This is a genomic window from Mesorhizobium sp. 1M-11, from assembly GCF_001303895.1.
Taxonomy (GTDB): Bacteria; Pseudomonadota; Alphaproteobacteria; order Rhizobiales; family Rhizobiaceae; genus Mesorhizobium.
This window is the reverse complement of record NZ_LJSD01000001.1, coordinates 169,012-184,678: the sequence shown is the minus strand read 5'-3', so window position 1 is coordinate 184,678 and position 15,667 is coordinate 169,012. Positions and strand designations below refer to the sequence as shown.

At 65.1% G+C, this 15,667-nt stretch carries 15 protein-coding genes and 1 tRNA gene; 3 read left to right on the top strand and 13 right to left on the bottom strand.

Going from position 1 to position 15,667, the window contains the following annotated elements:
- Positions 1 to 76: 76 nt before the first annotated feature.
- Together AO692_RS00860 and AO692_RS00855 are read left to right on the top strand one after the other, a co-directional pair.
- Entirely contained in the window at positions 77 to 985 is a 909-nt protein-coding gene (locus tag AO692_RS00860; RefSeq protein ID WP_054308133.1) for a PhzF family phenazine biosynthesis protein, read from the top strand.
- Positions 986 to 1,126: 141 nt separating this feature from the next.
- Positions 1,127 to 1,202 (top strand) — tRNA-Lys (locus AO692_RS00855).
- Between the two features lie 79 nt (positions 1,203 to 1,281).
- Here the strand turns inward: AO692_RS00855 and AO692_RS00850 are convergent.
- From AO692_RS00850 to AO692_RS00815, 8 genes are all read right to left on the bottom strand, one after another.
- The gene (locus AO692_RS00850) at positions 1,282 to 1,569 is read right to left on the bottom strand and encodes a hypothetical protein (protein WP_054308132.1); all 288 of its coding nucleotides are present in this window, start codon (positions 1,567 to 1,569) and stop codon (positions 1,282 to 1,284) included.
- Between the two features lie 158 nt (positions 1,570 to 1,727).
- Positions 1,728 to 2,738, bottom strand: coding sequence for a nicotinate-nucleotide--dimethylbenzimidazole phosphoribosyltransferase (gene cobT / locus AO692_RS00845; protein WP_054308131.1), 1,011 nt, complete (start codon positions 2,736 to 2,738; stop codon positions 1,728 to 1,730).
- A gap of 24 nt (positions 2,739 to 2,762) precedes the next feature.
- Positions 2,763 to 3,530 (bottom strand): adenosylcobinamide-GDP ribazoletransferase, encoded by a 768-nt coding sequence (locus AO692_RS00840; RefSeq protein ID WP_054308130.1) that lies wholly within the window; start codon positions 3,528 to 3,530, stop codon positions 2,763 to 2,765.
- On the bottom strand, positions 3,527 to 4,843 hold the full coding sequence (locus AO692_RS00835; RefSeq protein WP_054308129.1) for a cobyrinate a,c-diamide synthase: 1,317 nt from the start codon (positions 4,841 to 4,843) through the stop codon (positions 3,527 to 3,529). The genes AO692_RS00840 and AO692_RS00835 overlap by 4 nt, the downstream gene beginning before the upstream one ends.
- On the bottom strand, positions 4,840 to 5,625 hold the full coding sequence (cobA, locus tag AO692_RS00830; protein ID WP_054308128.1) for a uroporphyrinogen-III C-methyltransferase: 786 nt from the start codon (positions 5,623 to 5,625) through the stop codon (positions 4,840 to 4,842). Before cobA ends, AO692_RS00835 begins: the two co-directional genes overlap by 4 nt.
- Entirely contained in the window at positions 5,622 to 6,380 is a 759-nt protein-coding gene (cobM, locus tag AO692_RS00825; protein ID WP_054308127.1) for a precorrin-4 C(11)-methyltransferase, read from the bottom strand. The genes cobA and cobM overlap by 4 nt, the downstream gene beginning before the upstream one ends.
- Positions 6,377 to 6,754 carry a cobalamin biosynthesis protein gene (locus AO692_RS00820; protein WP_054308126.1) on the bottom strand — a complete coding sequence of 126 codons (378 nt, stop codon included), beginning with the start codon at positions 6,752 to 6,754 and terminating at the stop codon, positions 6,377 to 6,379. Before AO692_RS00820 ends, cobM begins: the two co-directional genes overlap by 4 nt.
- Positions 6,751 to 7,986: a bifunctional cobalt-precorrin-7 (C(5))-methyltransferase/cobalt-precorrin-6B (C(15))-methyltransferase gene (locus AO692_RS00815; RefSeq protein WP_054308125.1), complete on the bottom strand. Its 1,236-nt coding sequence runs from the start codon at positions 7,984 to 7,986 to the stop codon at positions 6,751 to 6,753. Before AO692_RS00815 ends, AO692_RS00820 begins: the two co-directional genes overlap by 4 nt.
- 1 nt (position 7,987) lies before the next feature.
- Here AO692_RS00815 and AO692_RS00810 point away from each other — a divergent pair, with 1 nt between their 5' ends.
- Positions 7,988 to 8,755, top strand: coding sequence for a cobalt-precorrin-6A reductase (locus tag AO692_RS00810; RefSeq protein ID WP_054308124.1), 768 nt, complete (start codon positions 7,988 to 7,990; stop codon positions 8,753 to 8,755).
- On the opposite strand, the gene AO692_RS00805 is transcribed toward AO692_RS00810, so the two are convergent.
- From AO692_RS00805 to cobN, 5 genes are read right to left on the bottom strand one after another with little or no spacing between them, the layout of a single operon-like run.
- Positions 8,719 to 9,483, bottom strand: a complete 765-nt coding sequence (locus AO692_RS00805; protein WP_054308123.1) for a precorrin-3B C(17)-methyltransferase — start codon at positions 9,481 to 9,483, stop codon at positions 8,719 to 8,721. The two genes, AO692_RS00810 and AO692_RS00805, sit on opposite strands and share 37 nt — an antisense overlap.
- Positions 9,480 to 10,229, bottom strand: coding sequence for a precorrin-2 C(20)-methyltransferase (locus AO692_RS00800; protein ID WP_054308122.1), 750 nt, complete (start codon positions 10,227 to 10,229; stop codon positions 9,480 to 9,482). The genes AO692_RS00805 and AO692_RS00800 overlap by 4 nt, the downstream gene beginning before the upstream one ends.
- Complete coding sequence (locus tag AO692_RS00795) at positions 10,226 to 10,858, bottom strand: precorrin-8X methylmutase (RefSeq protein ID WP_054308121.1); 633 nt, start codon at positions 10,856 to 10,858, stop codon at positions 10,226 to 10,228. Before AO692_RS00795 ends, AO692_RS00800 begins: the two co-directional genes overlap by 4 nt.
- A 2-nt stretch (positions 10,859 to 10,860) precedes the next feature.
- A complete protein-coding gene (gene cobG, locus AO692_RS00790) occupies positions 10,861 to 12,204 on the bottom strand; it encodes a precorrin-3B synthase (RefSeq protein ID WP_054308120.1) in 1,344 nt (447 codons plus the stop codon).
- Positions 12,201 to 15,665, bottom strand: a complete 3,465-nt coding sequence (gene cobN / locus AO692_RS00785; protein WP_054308119.1) for a cobaltochelatase subunit CobN — start codon at positions 15,663 to 15,665, stop codon at positions 12,201 to 12,203. The genes cobG and cobN overlap by 4 nt, the downstream gene beginning before the upstream one ends.
- Between the last annotated feature and the right edge of the window lie 2 nt (positions 15,666 to 15,667).

Sequence of the window (15,667 nt, the reverse complement as noted above, 5' to 3'; positions counted from 1 at the left end):
ACACATCAGGTTTTGTGCGGGCAATAGCAAATTAATTTTCAGTCATGTTGGCAAACAGGCGAGCGGGAATTCAGCCATGACGGCACGCAACTACCTGATCTACGACGTTTTTACCGGCGACAGGCTGGCTGGCAACCCACTGGCGGTGGTGCTGGATTGCGAGGGGTTGGACCTCGATGCCATGCAGCGCATCGCGCGCGAATTCAACCTGTCCGAATCGGTTTTCGTGCTGCCGCCGGAGAACCCGCGGCATCGGGCTCGCATCCGTATTTTCACGCCGGACTACGAGATGCCGTTCGCCGGCCACCCCACCGTCGGCAGTGCCGTGGCGTTGACCGAATTGGAAGAAGGCAATGGAGATGCCATCTTCGTGCTCGAGGAGAATATAGGGCCGGTGCGCTGCGCCGTCAGCCGCGGCGAAGGCGCCACCTTCGCCGAGTTCGACCTTGCGAAACTGCCGGAGCAACTCAAGCTTGCCGCCGACCCCGAAGCGATCGGTGCGGCGTTGGGGCTCGGGCCGCACGAGATCGGTTTCGAGAATCACCGTGTCGCGTTCTTCAGCGCCGGCGTGCCCTATGTGACCATTCCGGTCGCAAACCTGAAGGCCGCGGCCAGGGCAAGGCTCAACAACGACATGTGGGCGCAGCTCGCGCCGAAGAAAAGCGAATGGGCCTTTGCGAGCCCCTATGTCTACTGCCGGGAGACCGTGCACAAGGAGAGCGCCTTCCATGTGCGCATGATCGTGCCTGGAAACCCATCCTACGAAGACCCGGCGACCGGCTCGGCGGCAGCCGCCTTTGCCGGCGCGGTCATGCATTTCGACCAACCGGGCGATGGCATGACGCGCTGCTGGATTGAGCAGGGCCTTGAAATGGGGCGGCCGTCGCGAATCCGCCTCGAACTCGATGTCGAGGCCGGCCGGCTTGCGTCGGCCCGTATCGGTGGCCAGGCGGTGAAGGTGGGAGAGGGCAAGCTGTTCGTGTGAAGGAACAGCGGGAAACGGCTCGCAAACAGGTGCGTCGAAAAGAACCGTATCGATTTGTCGGGAAATGAAGCGGCGGGGGCTGGACAGGAGGGGGAGTGGCGGCTATATGCCCGCCCAAGCTGGTTTTCACCAGCCCCGCGTGGGTGATTAGCTCAGTTGGTAGAGCAGCTGACTCTTAATCAGCGGGTCGTAGGTTCGATCCCTACATCACCCACCATTTTCTTTTTCCAATCAAATTCTTATTTGAGAACATTCGCCTGGAAGACGTGCGACGGTGCTCTTTGCCCCGAGCGCCGCTACTTCCCGCAATAATGGTCGTTGATGTCGTTGGCCGCGTTGGCGTCAGGGCCAATACGATGATAGGCGCAATTGCCTGCGGCCGTCGTGAACATCTGGTTGTCGTAGTAGCGCGGACCGCCGAACAGCATTTCGACGATGTTGCGTCCGGCCGGCACGTAGCGCTCCTCGTGATGGACACGCTGCCTCTTGTGGTGATGCTTCTTTTCGCCGGCGACAGTCGGCGCTGAGAGACCAATTGCCAGAGCCGCCGTGAGCGCGCAGGTCGCGAAGTGCTTCATCGCCATCGAAACTCCATGCCGTCGGCTTGCCGTTAGTTCAGAAAGCTTCAGCCACGGGGAAAGTTCCCCGAGCGACGGAGGTTCTCCGAAAATCGGCGAATTGGCAATGCTGCGCGGCCCAAGCCGGCCGCGGCCAGGGAAAGGCCCGCAACTTGCCCGACGGGCTATTTTTCCGAAACGCCGGCTTCCGCGAAGCTTGCCATGCCTGCGTGGCAGGCAAGCGCTGAACGCACGAGGTTGACGGCGAGGCAGGCGCCGGAGCCTTCGCCGAGCCGCATGCCGAGGTCGAGCAGTGGGCTGAGGCCAAGCGCCTGCAACAGGCCGCGATGGCCGGCTTCCGCCGAAACGTGGGCAGCGATGGTGTGAGCAAGGCCTGCGGGGTGCAGCTTGGCCAAGGGGGCCGCGGCTGCGGTGCAGACGAAACCATCGAGCAGCACCGGCACCTTGCGGTGACGGGCGGCGAGCGTCGCGCCGAAGATGGCGGCGAGTTCACGTCCGCCGAGTGCTGCCGCTGCCTTGAGCGGGTCGGCAAGTGCCGCAGCATGGCGGCTCAACCCAGCCTCGATGGCAACGATCTTGCGCTTAAGGCCGGCATCGTCGACGCCGGTACCGCGACCGGTCCATTTCTCGGCGCCGCCACCGAACAAGGCGGCGGAGATGGCCGCAGCGGGCGTCGTGTTGCCAATGCCCATCTCACCGAGGCAGACGAGATCGAGATCCGTATCCACTGCGTCATAGCCGGCAGAGACGGCGGCGAGAAAGGCCGCTTCGTCCATGGCGACACCTTGCGTGAAGTCACCGGTAGAGTGGTCGAGGTCGAGCGGGATGACGTCGAGTTCCGAGCCGGTTGCGCGGGCAAGCTGGTTGATGGCCGCGCCACCGTTCGCGAAGTTGGCGACCATTTGCACCGTGACTTCGGAAGGGTAAGCCGACACGCCCTGGGCTGTGACACCATGGTTACCCGCGAAAACGAACACCTTCACCCGATCGAGCCTGGGCATGTCGCGGCCTTGCCAGCGCGCCAGCCAGGCGGCGATGGTTTCCAGCCGGCCCAGACTGCCTTGCGGCTTCGTCAACGTGTCCTGGCGGCGGGCAACTGCCGCGGCAGCGGCCTCGTTGCCGGCCGGCAGGTTGCGGCAGGCGTCGCGCAGTTCATCGAAGGATTTGAAGGACATGACGGATTTGTCTCCGAAACAGAATCAGGTGAGCGCGACGGATGCGATGATGAGAACGGTGATTTCGCAAAGCTGCTGCAAGGCGCCGGCAGCGTCGCCGGTGTGGCCGCCGATCTGGCGCAGGCAGAGCTTGCGAAAGCCATGAAATATCAGGGCGAGCAGGACGGCGGCGGCAATGGCACTGCCAACGCCCAACACAAGCAGCGCAATTGCGCCGAGAATGATGCCCGCCTGCGCGGTGCCCAGCGAGACCGTGCCGACTCGAGAGGAGAGCCCCTCGGCAGTGGCTGATGGCAGCCAGTGCAGGAAGGCGCCGAGCAACCCCCGCGAGGCGGCATGGGCGGCGGCCAGGGCAAGCAGAGCGGACCAGCCATTGGAGAATTCGGCCAGCGCGCTCCAGCGGATAAGGATGCTCAGGCCGAGCGCGGAAGCGCCGTAGGCGCCGATGCGGCTGTCATGCATGATCTCCAGCTTCCGCTCCGGCGTGCGGCCGCCGCCGAAACCGTCGGCGATATCGGAAAAACCGTCCTCATGCAGGGAGCCTGTGGACAATATCATCGCAGCCAGCGCCAGCGCGGCGGCTGGGCCGGAAGCAACGCCAAGGCTCGTTGCCAGCGTGAAAACGGCCGCGCCGATAACGGCCACGACCACGCCTGCGACGGGTGCCGCCCAGATCGCGTCAGCCAGCTTGCGGTCGCCAAAATCGAGAACCGGTAACGGCAGGCGCGTGAAAAAGACCAGAGACAGCGCGATGTCGGTGGCCATTTTGCCGGACGCGGAGGTGGTGCTCATGGGTTCATCGCGATGGCATGGAAAAAGGTGCCGCTGACGGGGCCGCGCCGCGCACCCGAAACACCAAGCGGATTGCCCAGGCCGTCGGCAAGCTCGGCAAGGGGCTCGTCCGAGCCGGCATCGATCACCTTTGCATAGTGGAATTCATGGCCGCGTACGATCGTGCCGGCTGCGCCCAAGGCGCAATCGTTCTTCAGCCTGGCTTCGCGGTAGCCGAGATTCATCTTGCGCTTGGCAAACGAGGTTGAATGACCGAGCAGGCCGAGCATGGGATGCGTGACGCCGTCAGCGTCTTCGAGTGCCGCACCCATCGCCATGAAGCCACCGCACTCGCCATGAACAGGTTTTGTCGCGGCGAAGTGCTGCATACCGGCACGGAATTTCCCGGCAGCCGCCAGCTTGCCCGCATGCAATTCCGGATAACCACCCGGCAGCCAGCAGACATCGCAGCTCATATCCGGCGCCTCGTCGGCGAGCGGCGAGAAAGGCAGGATCTCGGCGCCGGCTTCGCGCCAATGCGCGGCGACATGCGGATAGACGAAGGTGAATGCGGCGTCCTCGGCGAGCGCGATGCGCTGGCCGGGCGGCGGCAATGCAGCGCCGAAGCTGCCCTCGGCGGGTGTCAGTGGTGTGGCAAGCGCCATGATCGCATCGAGGTTGAGCGAGGTTTCGGCCATGTCGGCCAGTCGGTCGAGATGAGACATCAGGCCGTCATGTTCGCTAGCCTGCACGAGACCAAGATGGCGCTCGGGCAGGGCCAGGGCAGAATCGCGCTGGATCGCACCCACCACCGGCAGCCCGAGCGCTTCGATGGCGTCGGCGCACAGTTTGCGATGGCGTTCGCTGCCGAGGCGATTGAGCACGACGCCGGCGATACGCACATTGGGATCGTAACAGGAAAAACCCTTGGCAATCGCCGCGGCCGTCGTCGACTGGCCCGACACGTCAAGCACCAGAAGCACGGGCAATCGGTAGAGCCGCGCGAGATCGGCGGCCGAGCCGGTGCGTCCGTCCGGCGAAGGAATGCCGTCGAACAGGCCCATGGCGCTTTCCAGAACGACCAGTTCGGCATCATCCGCTGCTCGTGCCGCCAAGCCATTGAGCAACGAAGGCGGCATCGCCCAGCTGTCCAGATTGACGCCGGGAAGACCTGTCGCGGCGGCATGGAAGCCGGGATCGATGTAGTCGGGACCGGATTTGGCGCCGCGGACGCGCACGCCGCGTCTTGCCAATGCGCGCAAGATGCCGATGGTGACGCTGGTCTTCCCGGAGCCGGAGCGTGGCGCGCCGACGATGATGGCGCTAGCGCTCATGGCTTGCCCGCCAACCGTTCACGCATGGCGACGATGCCGCCGACAACGATAAGTGCCGGTGAGACGACCGCTTCGCGTGCGGCGGCTTCCACCAGCGTGCCGAGCGTGGCGACGACCGTGCGTTCCTGCGGCAGCGTGGCGTTTTCGATCAACGCCGCCGGCGTGTCCGATGCCAGTCCGCCGGCCAGCAGATCGGCGACCGTCGCTTCCATGTGGGTCAATCCCATATAGATGACGATGGGTTGGCCGGTGCGTGCGAGCGCCTGCCAGTCCGGACGGTCGTCGGAAACTGCGGCGAAGCCGGTCGCCAGGATGATGGCGCCGTTGATGCCGCGCATGGTCGCTGGAATACCGGCTGAGGTCAGGCCGCCGAAGGCGGAGGTTACGCCGGGCAGGACGCGATAAGGAATGCCGTTTTCGGTCAAGGCCAGCGTTTCCTCGCCGCCGCGCCCGAAGACGTAAGGGTGGCCGCCCTTCAGGCGCACCACCTTGCGGCCTTCCTTGGCGAGCTTCACGAGAAGGGTGTTGATCTCGCTTTGCGGAATGGACAAGCGGCCGCCGCGCTTGCCGACGTAGAATTTTTCCGCCTGCTCGGCGACCGCGATGATCTCCTGCGAGACCAGAGCATCATGCACCAGCGCGTCGGCCTGGGTGAGCGCCGAGAGCACCTCAAGCGTGAGCAGGCTGGGGTCGCCCGGCCCGGAGCCTGCCAGCCAGACGTGGCCGGGCTCGAGTAGCGGCTTGTGGGCGGTGAGCTTTTCGAAGGTCGTGGAAAGCGTCATTGCCGGTTCCTGAAACGGCGCTGGTAATAGGGATCGTAGAGCGAGCTTTCGGCAAAATCCTCGGCTGCCAGCGAGCGCCCGACGAAGATCAGCGCGGTGCGTTCGATCGGATCGGCGGCGAGCGCAGCAGCTACGGTCTCCAATGTCGCGCGGATGACGCGCTCGTCCGGCCATGTGGCGCGGAAGACAATGGCAACCGGACAATCGCCGCCGTAGTGCGGGGTCAGCTCGGTCACGACCTGCTCGATGGCATGGATGGCGAGGTGGATCGCCAGTGTCGCGCCCGTGCGACCGAAGGCCGACAAGGTTTCTCCCGGCGGCATCTTGGAAGCACGGCCCGAAACGCGGGTCAGCACCAGGCTTTGCGCCACTTCCGGGATGGTCAGTTCGCGCTTGAGCGCTGCTGCCGCTGCGGCGAAGGAAGGCACGCCGGGAGTGAGCGTATAGGCAATGCCATTGCGTTCGAGGCGGCGAATCTGTTCCGCGACGGCGCTCCACACCGAAAGATCGCCGGAGTGCAGCCTCGCCACGTCCTGTCCGGCCTTGTCTGCAGCGACATACTCGGCCTCGATCTCGTCCAGCGACATTGGCGCGGTGTCGATCAGCTTCGTGCCTGGCGCACAATGATCAAGCAGTTCCGGCGCCACGATCGAGCCGGCATAGAGGCAGACGGGGCAGGAGGCCAGCAATCTGGCGCCACGCAAGGTGATGAGATCGGCGGCGCCCGGACCGGCGCCGATGAAATGCACGGTCATGCCGGGCCTCCGCTGACAGCTAGGGCGCAGGTAACGGCGCCTGTGATGAGGCGCGGTCCAAGCAGGTGCGCGTCCTTACCCGCTGCGGCGAGCGCCGCACTTTCCGAAACGGATGGTGAGCCGGCAGCGGCGCGGGAAATGTCGGAATGGGTGAGGGTGTTTTCGTCCACACCGACACCTTCGACGACGATCACCTCGAGACCAAGTTCCCGGGCTGCGGCGAAGATAGCGGGCTCGTCTCGCTTGAAAGCGGTGGTGGCGAGCGCGGAAAGCGAGGAGCGGTCCAGGTCATGGTTGCCAAGCGCTGCGTCCACCGCCGCCAGAATCCCCGCCGTGTCGACGCCTTTGCGACAGCCTATGCCCGCGACGATCATGGCTTGATCCAGCTCCATTGCGTCACTGGCAAGGCCGGCCGCCAGGCCTGCATGGTGCCGACGGGGGCTGCGCGCGAAATGGCGATGCGGGTCAAGGTGCCGCCCAATTCCGCCTGCCGGGCGACCAACAGCGCCTCCATCTCCAGCGTCACGGCATTGGCTACACAGCGTCCGCCAGACGGCAGCGCCTTCAGTGCGGCATCGAACACGCCTGCATCGGTGCCGCCACCACCGATGAAGATGACATCCGGCGCCGGCAGGCCGGCCAATGCTTCCGGTGCCTCACCTTCGATCACCGCCAATCCCGGCACACCAAAGGCGGAAGCGTTGCGCCGGATGCGCTCGGCGCGCGAGGCGTTGGCCTCGATGGCGACGGCGTGCAGCGAAGGATGCGACAGCATCCATTCGATTGCGATGGACCCGGAGCCGGCGCCGATGTCCCACAGCACTTCGCCACGGCGCGGCGCCAGTGCGGATAGCGTCATGGCGCGCACTTCGCGCTTGGTGATCTGGCCATCGGTCTCGAACAGATCATCGGAAAGGCCGGAGGCGAAGGGCAGGATGCGCGCCTGCGCGTCCGATTCAATTTCGAGCGCCAGCACATTGAGCGGATTGATGTTTTTGAGATTGAAATCACCGGCCCGTGCGCTGCGGACGACTTCGTCCGGACCACCCAATGCCTCCAGCACAGTCAGCCTGGACGGACTGAAGCCGAGTTCTGAAAGCAGTGCGGCGAGTTTCGCGGGTGCCGCACCGTCCGAAGTCAACGCCAGGATCCTGGCACCAGGATGCAGCAATGGCCGGATCAGGTCCAGCGGGCGGCCATGCAGGGAAATCGTCTCGACGTCCTGCAGCGCCCAGCCGAGCCGCGAGGCCGCGAGCGAGAGGGAAGAAGGGGAAGGCACCACCACCATGTCGGCGGCGGCGACCTTGCGCGCCAGCGTCACGCCAACGCCGTGGAAGAAGGGATCGCCGGAAGCGAGCACACAGACACGCCGGCCGGCACGATCGAGGACCGCTTCCATCTCCGGATCGAAAGGGGACGGCCACTGGTGCATCTCGCCGGTGACGAGGGCACCTGCAAGATCGAAATGGCGCTTGCCGCCAAAGACGAATTCGGCCTCCGCAATCAGCCGCTTGGCCTCGTTGCCCAGACCCGCTACACCGTCCTCGCCGATGCCGACAACGGCAAGCCAGGCTGGCGCGGCGCGTGTTTCTTTCTCAGCAGGCATGATGTCCCACCGCATTCTCATTCTGGGCGGAACGACCGAGGCCAGGCAACTGGCCGGCCAGTTGGCCGCAAAACCCGATATCGAGCTGACCCTTTCGCTGGCGGGCCGCACCGAAAACCCGATCGCCCAGCAGGTGCCGACACGTGTCGGCGGTTTCGGCGGTGCCGAAGGTCTTGCTGCCTACCTCAAGGAGACCAAAGCCGATCTGCTGATCGATGCGACGCATCCTTACGCGGCGCGCATTTCGGCCAATGCGGCCAAAGCCGCGCAATTTGCCGGTGTGCCGATCCTGGCGTTGCGCCGCCCCGGCTGGGAACGACAGGAAGGCGATCGCTGGACGGAAGTGGACGATGCTGCGGGTGCTCCTGCCGCACTCGGTCTCACCGCCCGACGTGTTTTTCTGGCGCTTGGGCGCCAGGAGGTCGGCGCCTTCGAGGCTGCGCCCCAGCACCACTATCTGCTGCGCAGCGTCGATCCGGTCGAGCCGCCGCTCGGCGTTCCGCATGTCGACTATCTTCTGGCACGCGGACCCTTCCGCGAGGAAGATGAGCGTCGATTGCTGATCGCACACCGCATCGACGTCGTCGTTTCCAAGAACAGTGGTGGCGGGGCAACTTATGGCAAGATCGCCGCGGCGCGAGCGCTTGGTGTCGAGGTGGTTATGATCCGCAGGCCTGTTTTGCCGACGGTGCCTTCGGCGCCAGGTATCCCGGAGCTGCTTGCCATGGTCGATCATTCTCTGCGTCCCGTCGCCGAGCGCGGTGTGTAGACCAGCGCCGGCTTGCCGCTGCGCTTGATGATACGGGTTTCGGGCGATCCGATGATCACGCAGGTTGCCATATCCGCCATTTCGGCCCTGGCGAAAGCCAGCGAAGCGACTTCGATGCGCTCGTCAGGACGACCAGCGGCGCGACCGAAGATCACCGGCGTGGTGCCGGGCAATATAGCGGCAAGTGCCTCGAAGGCGCGGCCAAGTTGCCAGGGGCGAGCCTTGCTTATCGGATTGTAGAGGGCAATCACGAAACCGGCGCCCGCTGCAGCAAGCAATCTGAGCTCGATCAGATCCCAGGGCTTCAGATTGTCGGACAGCGAGATAGCGCAGAAATCATGGCCGAGCGGCGCGCCGGCGCGGGCCGCCACGGCGAGCATGGCGGTGACGCCCGGAACGATCTGCAGGTCGATGTCACGCCATTCGGCCGGACCGTCCTCGATCGCCTCGCACACCGCGGCAGCCATGGCGAAAACACCTGGATCGCCGCCGGAGACGACAGCCACTGCATGGCCTTCGGCTGCCTTGACAATCGCTTCCTTGGCACGCGCCAGTTCCTCGCGATTGTCGGAAGCGATCCGGGTCTGGTGCGGTTTCAGCTCGAGCCGGTCGACATAGGGCTTGTAGCCGTAGAAGAACTCAGCGTCGGCGACCGCATGGTTCGCTTCCGGCGTGACCTGGTTTGCATTGCCGGGACCGAGGCCGATGACGAAGAGACGGCCGCTCACAGGCTTGCCTCCGGGCGCCCGGACCAGCCTGCCACCAGAACCACGGCGAAATAGGGTGCCTTGTCGTCCTGCTTGTCCTGCAATCGCATCGAGACCGAACCCGGCATGGTGCCGCGTTCGACATAGACGGCGCGCGAGAGTTTGCCGGTGGCATCCAGCGCGCGGCGGATCTTCGGCAGGTTGCGGCCGACCTTCATGATGACGGCAGCGTCGGTATCGGCCAGGCGGCGCGTCAATTCGAATTCGTTCATGGTACCAGGCAGGACGGTCAGCACATCGTCACCCTGCACGATCGGCAGCCCGTTGGCCGACCAGCAGCCGGACATGGCCGTGACGCCCGGGATGACTTCGGTCGGGTAGCGATGGGCGAGACGCACATGCAGATGCATGTAGGAACCATAAAAGAGCGGGTCGCCTTCGGAGAGGATAGCGACGGTGCGGCCCTGGTCGAGATGTTCGGCAACCTTGATCGCGGATTCTTCATAGAAGCCGGTGATCGCCGCTTTGTAGTCGTCACTATCCTTGTCGATTTCGGTCGTGACTGGGTAGACCAGCGGCAATTCGATCCAGTCCGGCCGATAATGTGCGCCGACAATGGTGCGGGCATTGCCGTTGGCGCCGCGCTTGGAAAAATGCGCCACGACATCGGCCTCGGCCAGCGCACGAACGGCCTTGAGCGTCATCAATTCCGGATCGCCGGGGCCGGTGCCGACTCCGATGAGGCGGCCTTTTGCCAGCGCGCTCACAGGCCGGGCCTCGCCAGCGAATTCAGTGCCGCAGCGGTCATGGCGCTGCCGCCCAGTCGCCCGCGCACGATCGCGAACGGTACGCCATAGGAATTCTCGGCCAGTGCATCCTTGGATTCAGCAGCACCGACAAATCCAACCGGCATGCCGATGATCGCGGCCGGTTTCGGCGCACCGTCGCGCAGTTTTTCCAGGAGATAAAACAATGCCGTCGGCGCATTGCCGATGGCGACCACCGCGCCCTCGAGCCGGTCGGTCCAGAGGTCGATTGCGGCGGCCGAACGGGTATTGCCGATCGCCTTGGCGATATCGGCCGTACGCGGATCGCGCAGCGTGCAGATCACGTCGTTTCCGGACGGCAGGCGGGCGCGGGTGACGCCATGCGACACCATTTCGGCATCGCACAGGATCGGCGCACCTGATTTGAGCGCATTGCGCGCGGCGGTGGCGAAATCGGGTGAAAAGACAAAGTGCGGAGCCGCCTCGACCTGACCGCAGGCATGGATCATGCGGATGGCGATGTCGGCCTCGGCCTCCGAGAAGCGTGACAGGTCGGCCTCAGTGCGGATGATCGCAAAGGAGCGCTCGTAGATGGCATTGCCGTCATGGATGTAGTCGTAGGCCGCCATACTCAATCCGTACCCAATCTGCCGAAGGCTTCGGTGATCGCCGCTTCGCCCAGCCGGGCAAGGCAGGCGGCGACGGTTTCGTTGTCGTGCCAGGCACTGCCGGCCAGCGCGGCGACGCGGCCAAGACCGCGCGCGGCTTCATATCGCGGGCTGTATCGGGGCGGAAGGGCCTTCGCCGTCCCGTCCACGACAAGTCCGGCTCCGTTTTCGCCGCCGACCAAGGTCAGTGCTGCGGTCGCGGGGTGTGCGCAGCCCTTGGCGCAGCCGGAAATATGCAAGGTGAAAGAACCGTCGAGCAAGCCGGCATGGTTGGAGGCAACCGTTTCGGCGATCTCGCGCGTGGCGATCCTGCCGGAGGCGCAAGCAGGCTCGCCCGGGCAGGCCGCTATGTGCAAACGGGGATCGGTGGAGTCGGTCACGAAGCCGAGCGTGCTGGCCGCTTGCTGCAAGTCGGTGCAGGCTTCTTTGGTCGGGCCCAGGAACAGCAGTACGCGTCGTGGTGCAGGACGGATTTCGTCGGTGCCGCGCGCGGCTGCTTCCGAGCAGAGTTTAGCGATCGATTCCGCAGGCATCGAGCCGAAGGGCAGGGCGATGCCTACGGCATGTGCGTGACTGGCGAGAGGAAGGATTCCTATAGGAATAGAATCGGTTGAGCGACGTCGTTCAGATAGCGTTGCAGCGTTGCCGGCCGGGGACGTTGCAAATGCCAAAGGCACGGGTAAATCACGCGCACGACTTTCACGCCCCCTTGTGGCGATGGCCTGTAGGATCAGCAAAGCGGCATCGCATGCGTCCGCTTCATCCAGCAGTGCCAGCGGCCGCGCAGTGATCGCCGTCCCGCCAGTGGAGAGATGCCATCTTGCATTGCCGCCGCCCTGAACCGCGACAAGCCGGATATCGGCCAGGATCGCATCCAGGCCGATAGCGCCGCCGCCATCGACCACGACGGACACTTTCGGCCCGAGCTTGCCAGCCAGGTCTGCTTTTTCGATCGCGCCGCGGATCGCCTCTGCCAGTGGGCGGGGGTCGGCAATCTCGTGACTGTCCAGCCCGGCCAGAGGGCCGGTTTCGACAGGGACGCCGGTTCGCACGGCGATGCTCAGCGCATTCACGTCCGCTGCCAGTTGGCTGGCGCTTGCAGCGGTCAGGCCGCGGATCTGGATCGAGCCGCGCGCGGTGATCTCCATGATGCCGTTGCCGTGGCGGGCAGCGGATTCCGACAACCCGATCAGGGCTTTGGGAGAAAGCCCTCCAGCAACCGGGTTGAGGCGCACCAGCAGCCCGTCACCAGTTTGCATCGGCGTTGACAAGGCAGGGCAGGCACCGCGGCGCTGGAGGGCGTTCATTCCGCCGCCTCCGCTCCTTTTGGCGTATGGCCTTCGGCCTCGGCGATCAACGCGGCAAGATCGTCGTCAACCGCATTGCGCAGCGGATGCCAGAGACCGCGCCGTCGGGCCGATTGGAAGCGCTCGGCGATGAATTTGGCGGCTTGTGGGTTCTCAGTCAGCAGAAACGCGCGCACCGCCTCGTTACCCAGATAAGCATCGTGCACGGCGCCGATCAGATTGCCGGCAATGGCATGTGTGGTCTCGGCGAAGCCGATCAGGCGATCGACCGTCTCGGCAAATTCCGAGGCGCCGCGCGGCCCGTGCCGCATCTGGCCCTCGATGAAACGGTGGTTGATGGCACGGGCCCGTACCACCCGCGTGACCGCCTCCGATACGGAGCGTGGCTTTGGTTTCGCGGGATCCGTGGTGTCGAGCACGATGATGTCAGCGCTTTTGCCAAGTGCGGCAAGGGCCGCCGAGAAGCCGCCGATGAAAGCGACGTCGGCCGAGCCCTCGAGGATGTCGCGGCCCGGATCATCGCCGGTGTGGACCAGCAGATCGGCCTCCGCGATGCGGCCGGCGAAAGCGCCGGGTGCGGCGGAGCCTTCGCCTTCGGCCCCACCATAGGCATGCGAAGCGGCTTCGAGATAGGCACGGCCAAGCTCTTCGCGGCGGTCCCATTCGCCACTGGCAAGCATCGCCTCGAGGCCGGCGCCATAGGTTCCGGGCGAGGAGCCGAAGATGCGCGGCTCGACCCGGCCTGCCGCGCGCGTTGCCGCTGCAAGCGGGTTTTCGCTGTCATCCTCATCGCGCTGGGCGACCGCCCGCGACGCCGCATCGATCAGGGCGATCTGGGTCGGGAACATGTCGCGAAACAGACCGGAAATCCGCCAGGTCACGTCGACACGAGGCCGCCCGAGCGTCGCTGGCGGCAGCACTTCGATGCCGGTAACGCGACCGGTGGCGGCGTCCCATTGCGGACGACAGCCCATAAGGGCCAGACCCTGCGCGATCTCCTCGCCGCCGGTGCGCAAGGACGCCGAACCCCAGAGATCGATGACCAGTGCCCGCGGCCAGTCGCCGTGGCTTTGCATGTAGCTGACCACGATTTCGTCGGCGGCCGCCTTGCCGAGGTCGAAGGCGGTCGGCGTCGGCATGGTGCGTGGATCGGCGGTGAACAGGTTGCGGCCGGTTGGCAGGACGTCGGTGCGGCCGCGGGCGGGCGCACCTGCCGGGCCGGCACTGATATGATGTCCGCCGAGGGCCGCGAGCAGCGACGCTTTCTCGTTGGCCGCGCTTTGCAGGCGCAGCGGGTCGACTTCGCCTTCCGGAGCGCGCCCATAGACGTGCAGGCCGTCCTTGACCGCGAAATCCTTGAGATCGCACAGCCATGCGTCGATGCGGCGCAGTGCCTCGTCGGGCGCATCGGTCTTGGCCACGCCGGCTTCCGAGGCAAGTCCGGTTTTCGCGGCCGTTTCGACGATCAGCTTCGCCAGCCGGTCGCGCCGGCGGCGGTCGAGCCCGTCGGCCTGGGCGTATTCATCAACCAGTCGCTCAAGTTCCTGCTGGTCTTCGTCCAATCCGGCGCCGGTCAATGGCGGCGGCAGATGACCGAGCGTGACCGCAGCAATGCGGCGTTTGGCTTGTGCCGCTTCGCCGGGATTGGAGACGATGAAAGGATAAATCACCGGCAGCGCACCGGTGACGATTTCGGGGAAACAGTTCTGGCCGAGTGCCACTGTCTTGCCGGGAAGCCACTCCAGCGTGCCATGCGCGCCGACGTGGACGATCGCATGCACGCCGAGTGATTTCTGCAGCCAGAGGCCGAAGGCGACCAGTTCGTGGCGCGGTGGCAATGTCGGATCATGATAGTCGGCGCGGCGGTCGGCAGAGCGGCCTCGGTCCGGCGCCAGAGCTACCGTAACGTTACCGAAGGTGGCGGCGCGGAAAGGAAAATGGGGTACGTCAGCTTCGCCCCAGGCTTCGAGCACCGTCTGGCGCGCATCAGCTGGCAGGTGACCGAAGAGCTCAGCATACTCGTTGGCGGCAAGATGTTCGCCACTCCGCTCCAAAAGGTCGAGCAATTCCCGCGGAGATTCAGGAATCTTCTCAACCGTATAACCGTCTTCCTTAAGGTCGTGCAGCATGGCGAGCACGGAAAAGGGCACGTCGAGACCGACCGCGTAGCCGGTGCGGCCCGGTGCGCTTGGATAGTCGGGGATGAGGATGACAAGGCGCCGCTCGGCAGGTGGTGCCCGCTGAAGCCGGATATGCGCTGCGATACGGTCGGCCACACGCTCGACACGATCGGGCTCCGGCCTGTTGGCGAAAGCGCGGAAAGCCAGCGCGGCATCCGCTTCCTGTTCAGCCTTGAAGGAAACGGCGCCGGCAAGAATACGGCCATCCAGTTCCGGCAGCACGACATGCATGGCAAGATCCGCAGGAGCCAGGCCGCGCTGGTTGGTCTCCCAGGCGTCGCGGCGCGTGGTGGCAACGATGACCTGGAACACCGGCACGCCGGCACGGTCGAACAAGGTTTCGGCTCCCGGTTCCGCGCCGGAAGCAAAGGCGGTGGCGGTGATGATGGCGGCGGGGCTCAACGTTGCGAGCGCGTTTTCGACGAAATCGAGAGCGGCTTTGTCCTTCAAGCTGGGAACAAAAATCGGCACTGCGGTGATGTCGCGGGCCTCAAGCGCTTCGACGAGAGCATCGATGGGGGCGGCGTCAGTTGCCAGCAGCATGGAGCGATAGAAGAGGATCGGGACGATGGGTGTGTTGCCTTCTCCCCATTCACGGGGAGAAGGTGCCCCAAAGGGGCGGATGAGGGGCGGTATCCCCATGGCAGAGGGGGACTCTTGCCCCTCATCCCCCTGCCGGGACCTTCTCCCCGTTAACGGGGAGAAGGCAGCTGGATCGTCCACGACACCGACGCCTGGCCGATAAAACCCTGCTTTGGGCAGTTCGACCGGCGGGAGAACAGCCCGATCGTGGCCGCAAAGTCCGGCCAGCCGGCTGACCAGCGCGGACATGTTGGCCGGTCCACCCTGGCGGAAATAGGCAAGCAAAGCCCTGAGATCGTCCGCAGACAGGGTGGAGGCTTCCGTGAGGCGTGGATCTTCGTCATGGGATTCGCCGGGCAGCAGCGCCAGCTTGATACCCCTGGCCCGGGCCATCGCCGCGAGCTGGTCGCAGCCGTAGCGCCACCAGTCGTAGCCGCCCAGGATGCGCACCAGGATCAGCTTGGCGTGCTGCGCGACGCTGTCGATCCAAAGGTCGACGGACATGGGATGACGGAGGTCACGCAGCGCCGCCAGCCGCATCGACGGCAAGGCGCTGGCGTCCGTCTGCCAGGCGGATGCCAGTCCGGCCAGATCGCTGTCCGTGAAAGACAGCGCCACCATCTCCGCCGGCTGCTGGCGCAGGTCGACCGGCTCGGCGATGTCGTCGAGCGAAGCGGAGGTGGTGGTCAGGATGTGCAAGG

What these genes read in the sequence shown, in the direction of transcription:
- AO692_RS00860 (WP_054308133.1), top strand. Translation starts at nt 77, where the DNA reads ATGACGGCACGCAACTACCTGATCTACGACGTTTTTACCGGCGACAGG.
- AO692_RS00810 (WP_054308124.1), top strand. Translation starts at nt 7,988, where the DNA reads ATGTCCCACCGCATTCTCATTCTGGGCGGAACGACCGAGGCCAGGCAA.
- AO692_RS00820 (WP_054308126.1), bottom strand. Translation starts at nt 6,754, where the DNA reads ATGATCGTCGCGGGCATAGGCTGTCGCAAAGGCGTCGACACGGCGGGG.
- AO692_RS00840 (WP_054308130.1), bottom strand. Translation starts at nt 3,530, where the DNA reads ATGAGCACCACCTCCGCGTCCGGCAAAATGGCCACCGACATCGCGCTG.
- cobG (WP_054308120.1), bottom strand. Translation starts at nt 12,204, where the DNA reads ATGAACGCCCTCCAGCGCCGCGGTGCCTGCCCTGCCTTGTCAACGCCG.
- cobM (WP_054308127.1), bottom strand. Translation starts at nt 6,380, where the DNA reads ATGACCGTGCATTTCATCGGCGCCGGTCCGGGCGCCGCCGATCTCATC.
- AO692_RS00795 (WP_054308121.1), bottom strand. Translation starts at nt 10,858, where the DNA reads ATGGCGGCCTACGACTACATCCATGACGGCAATGCCATCTACGAGCGC.
- AO692_RS00850 (WP_054308132.1), bottom strand. Translation starts at nt 1,569, where the DNA reads ATGGCGATGAAGCACTTCGCGACCTGCGCGCTCACGGCGGCTCTGGCA.
- AO692_RS00835 (WP_054308129.1), bottom strand. Translation starts at nt 4,843, where the DNA reads ATGAGCGCTAGCGCCATCATCGTCGGCGCGCCACGCTCCGGCTCCGGG.
- cobA (WP_054308128.1), bottom strand. Translation starts at nt 5,625, where the DNA reads ATGACGCTTTCCACGACCTTCGAAAAGCTCACCGCCCACAAGCCGCTA.
- cobT (WP_054308131.1), bottom strand. Translation starts at nt 2,738, where the DNA reads ATGTCCTTCAAATCCTTCGATGAACTGCGCGACGCCTGCCGCAACCTG.
- AO692_RS00815 (WP_054308125.1), bottom strand. Translation starts at nt 7,986, where the DNA reads ATGCCTGCTGAGAAAGAAACACGCGCCGCGCCAGCCTGGCTTGCCGTT.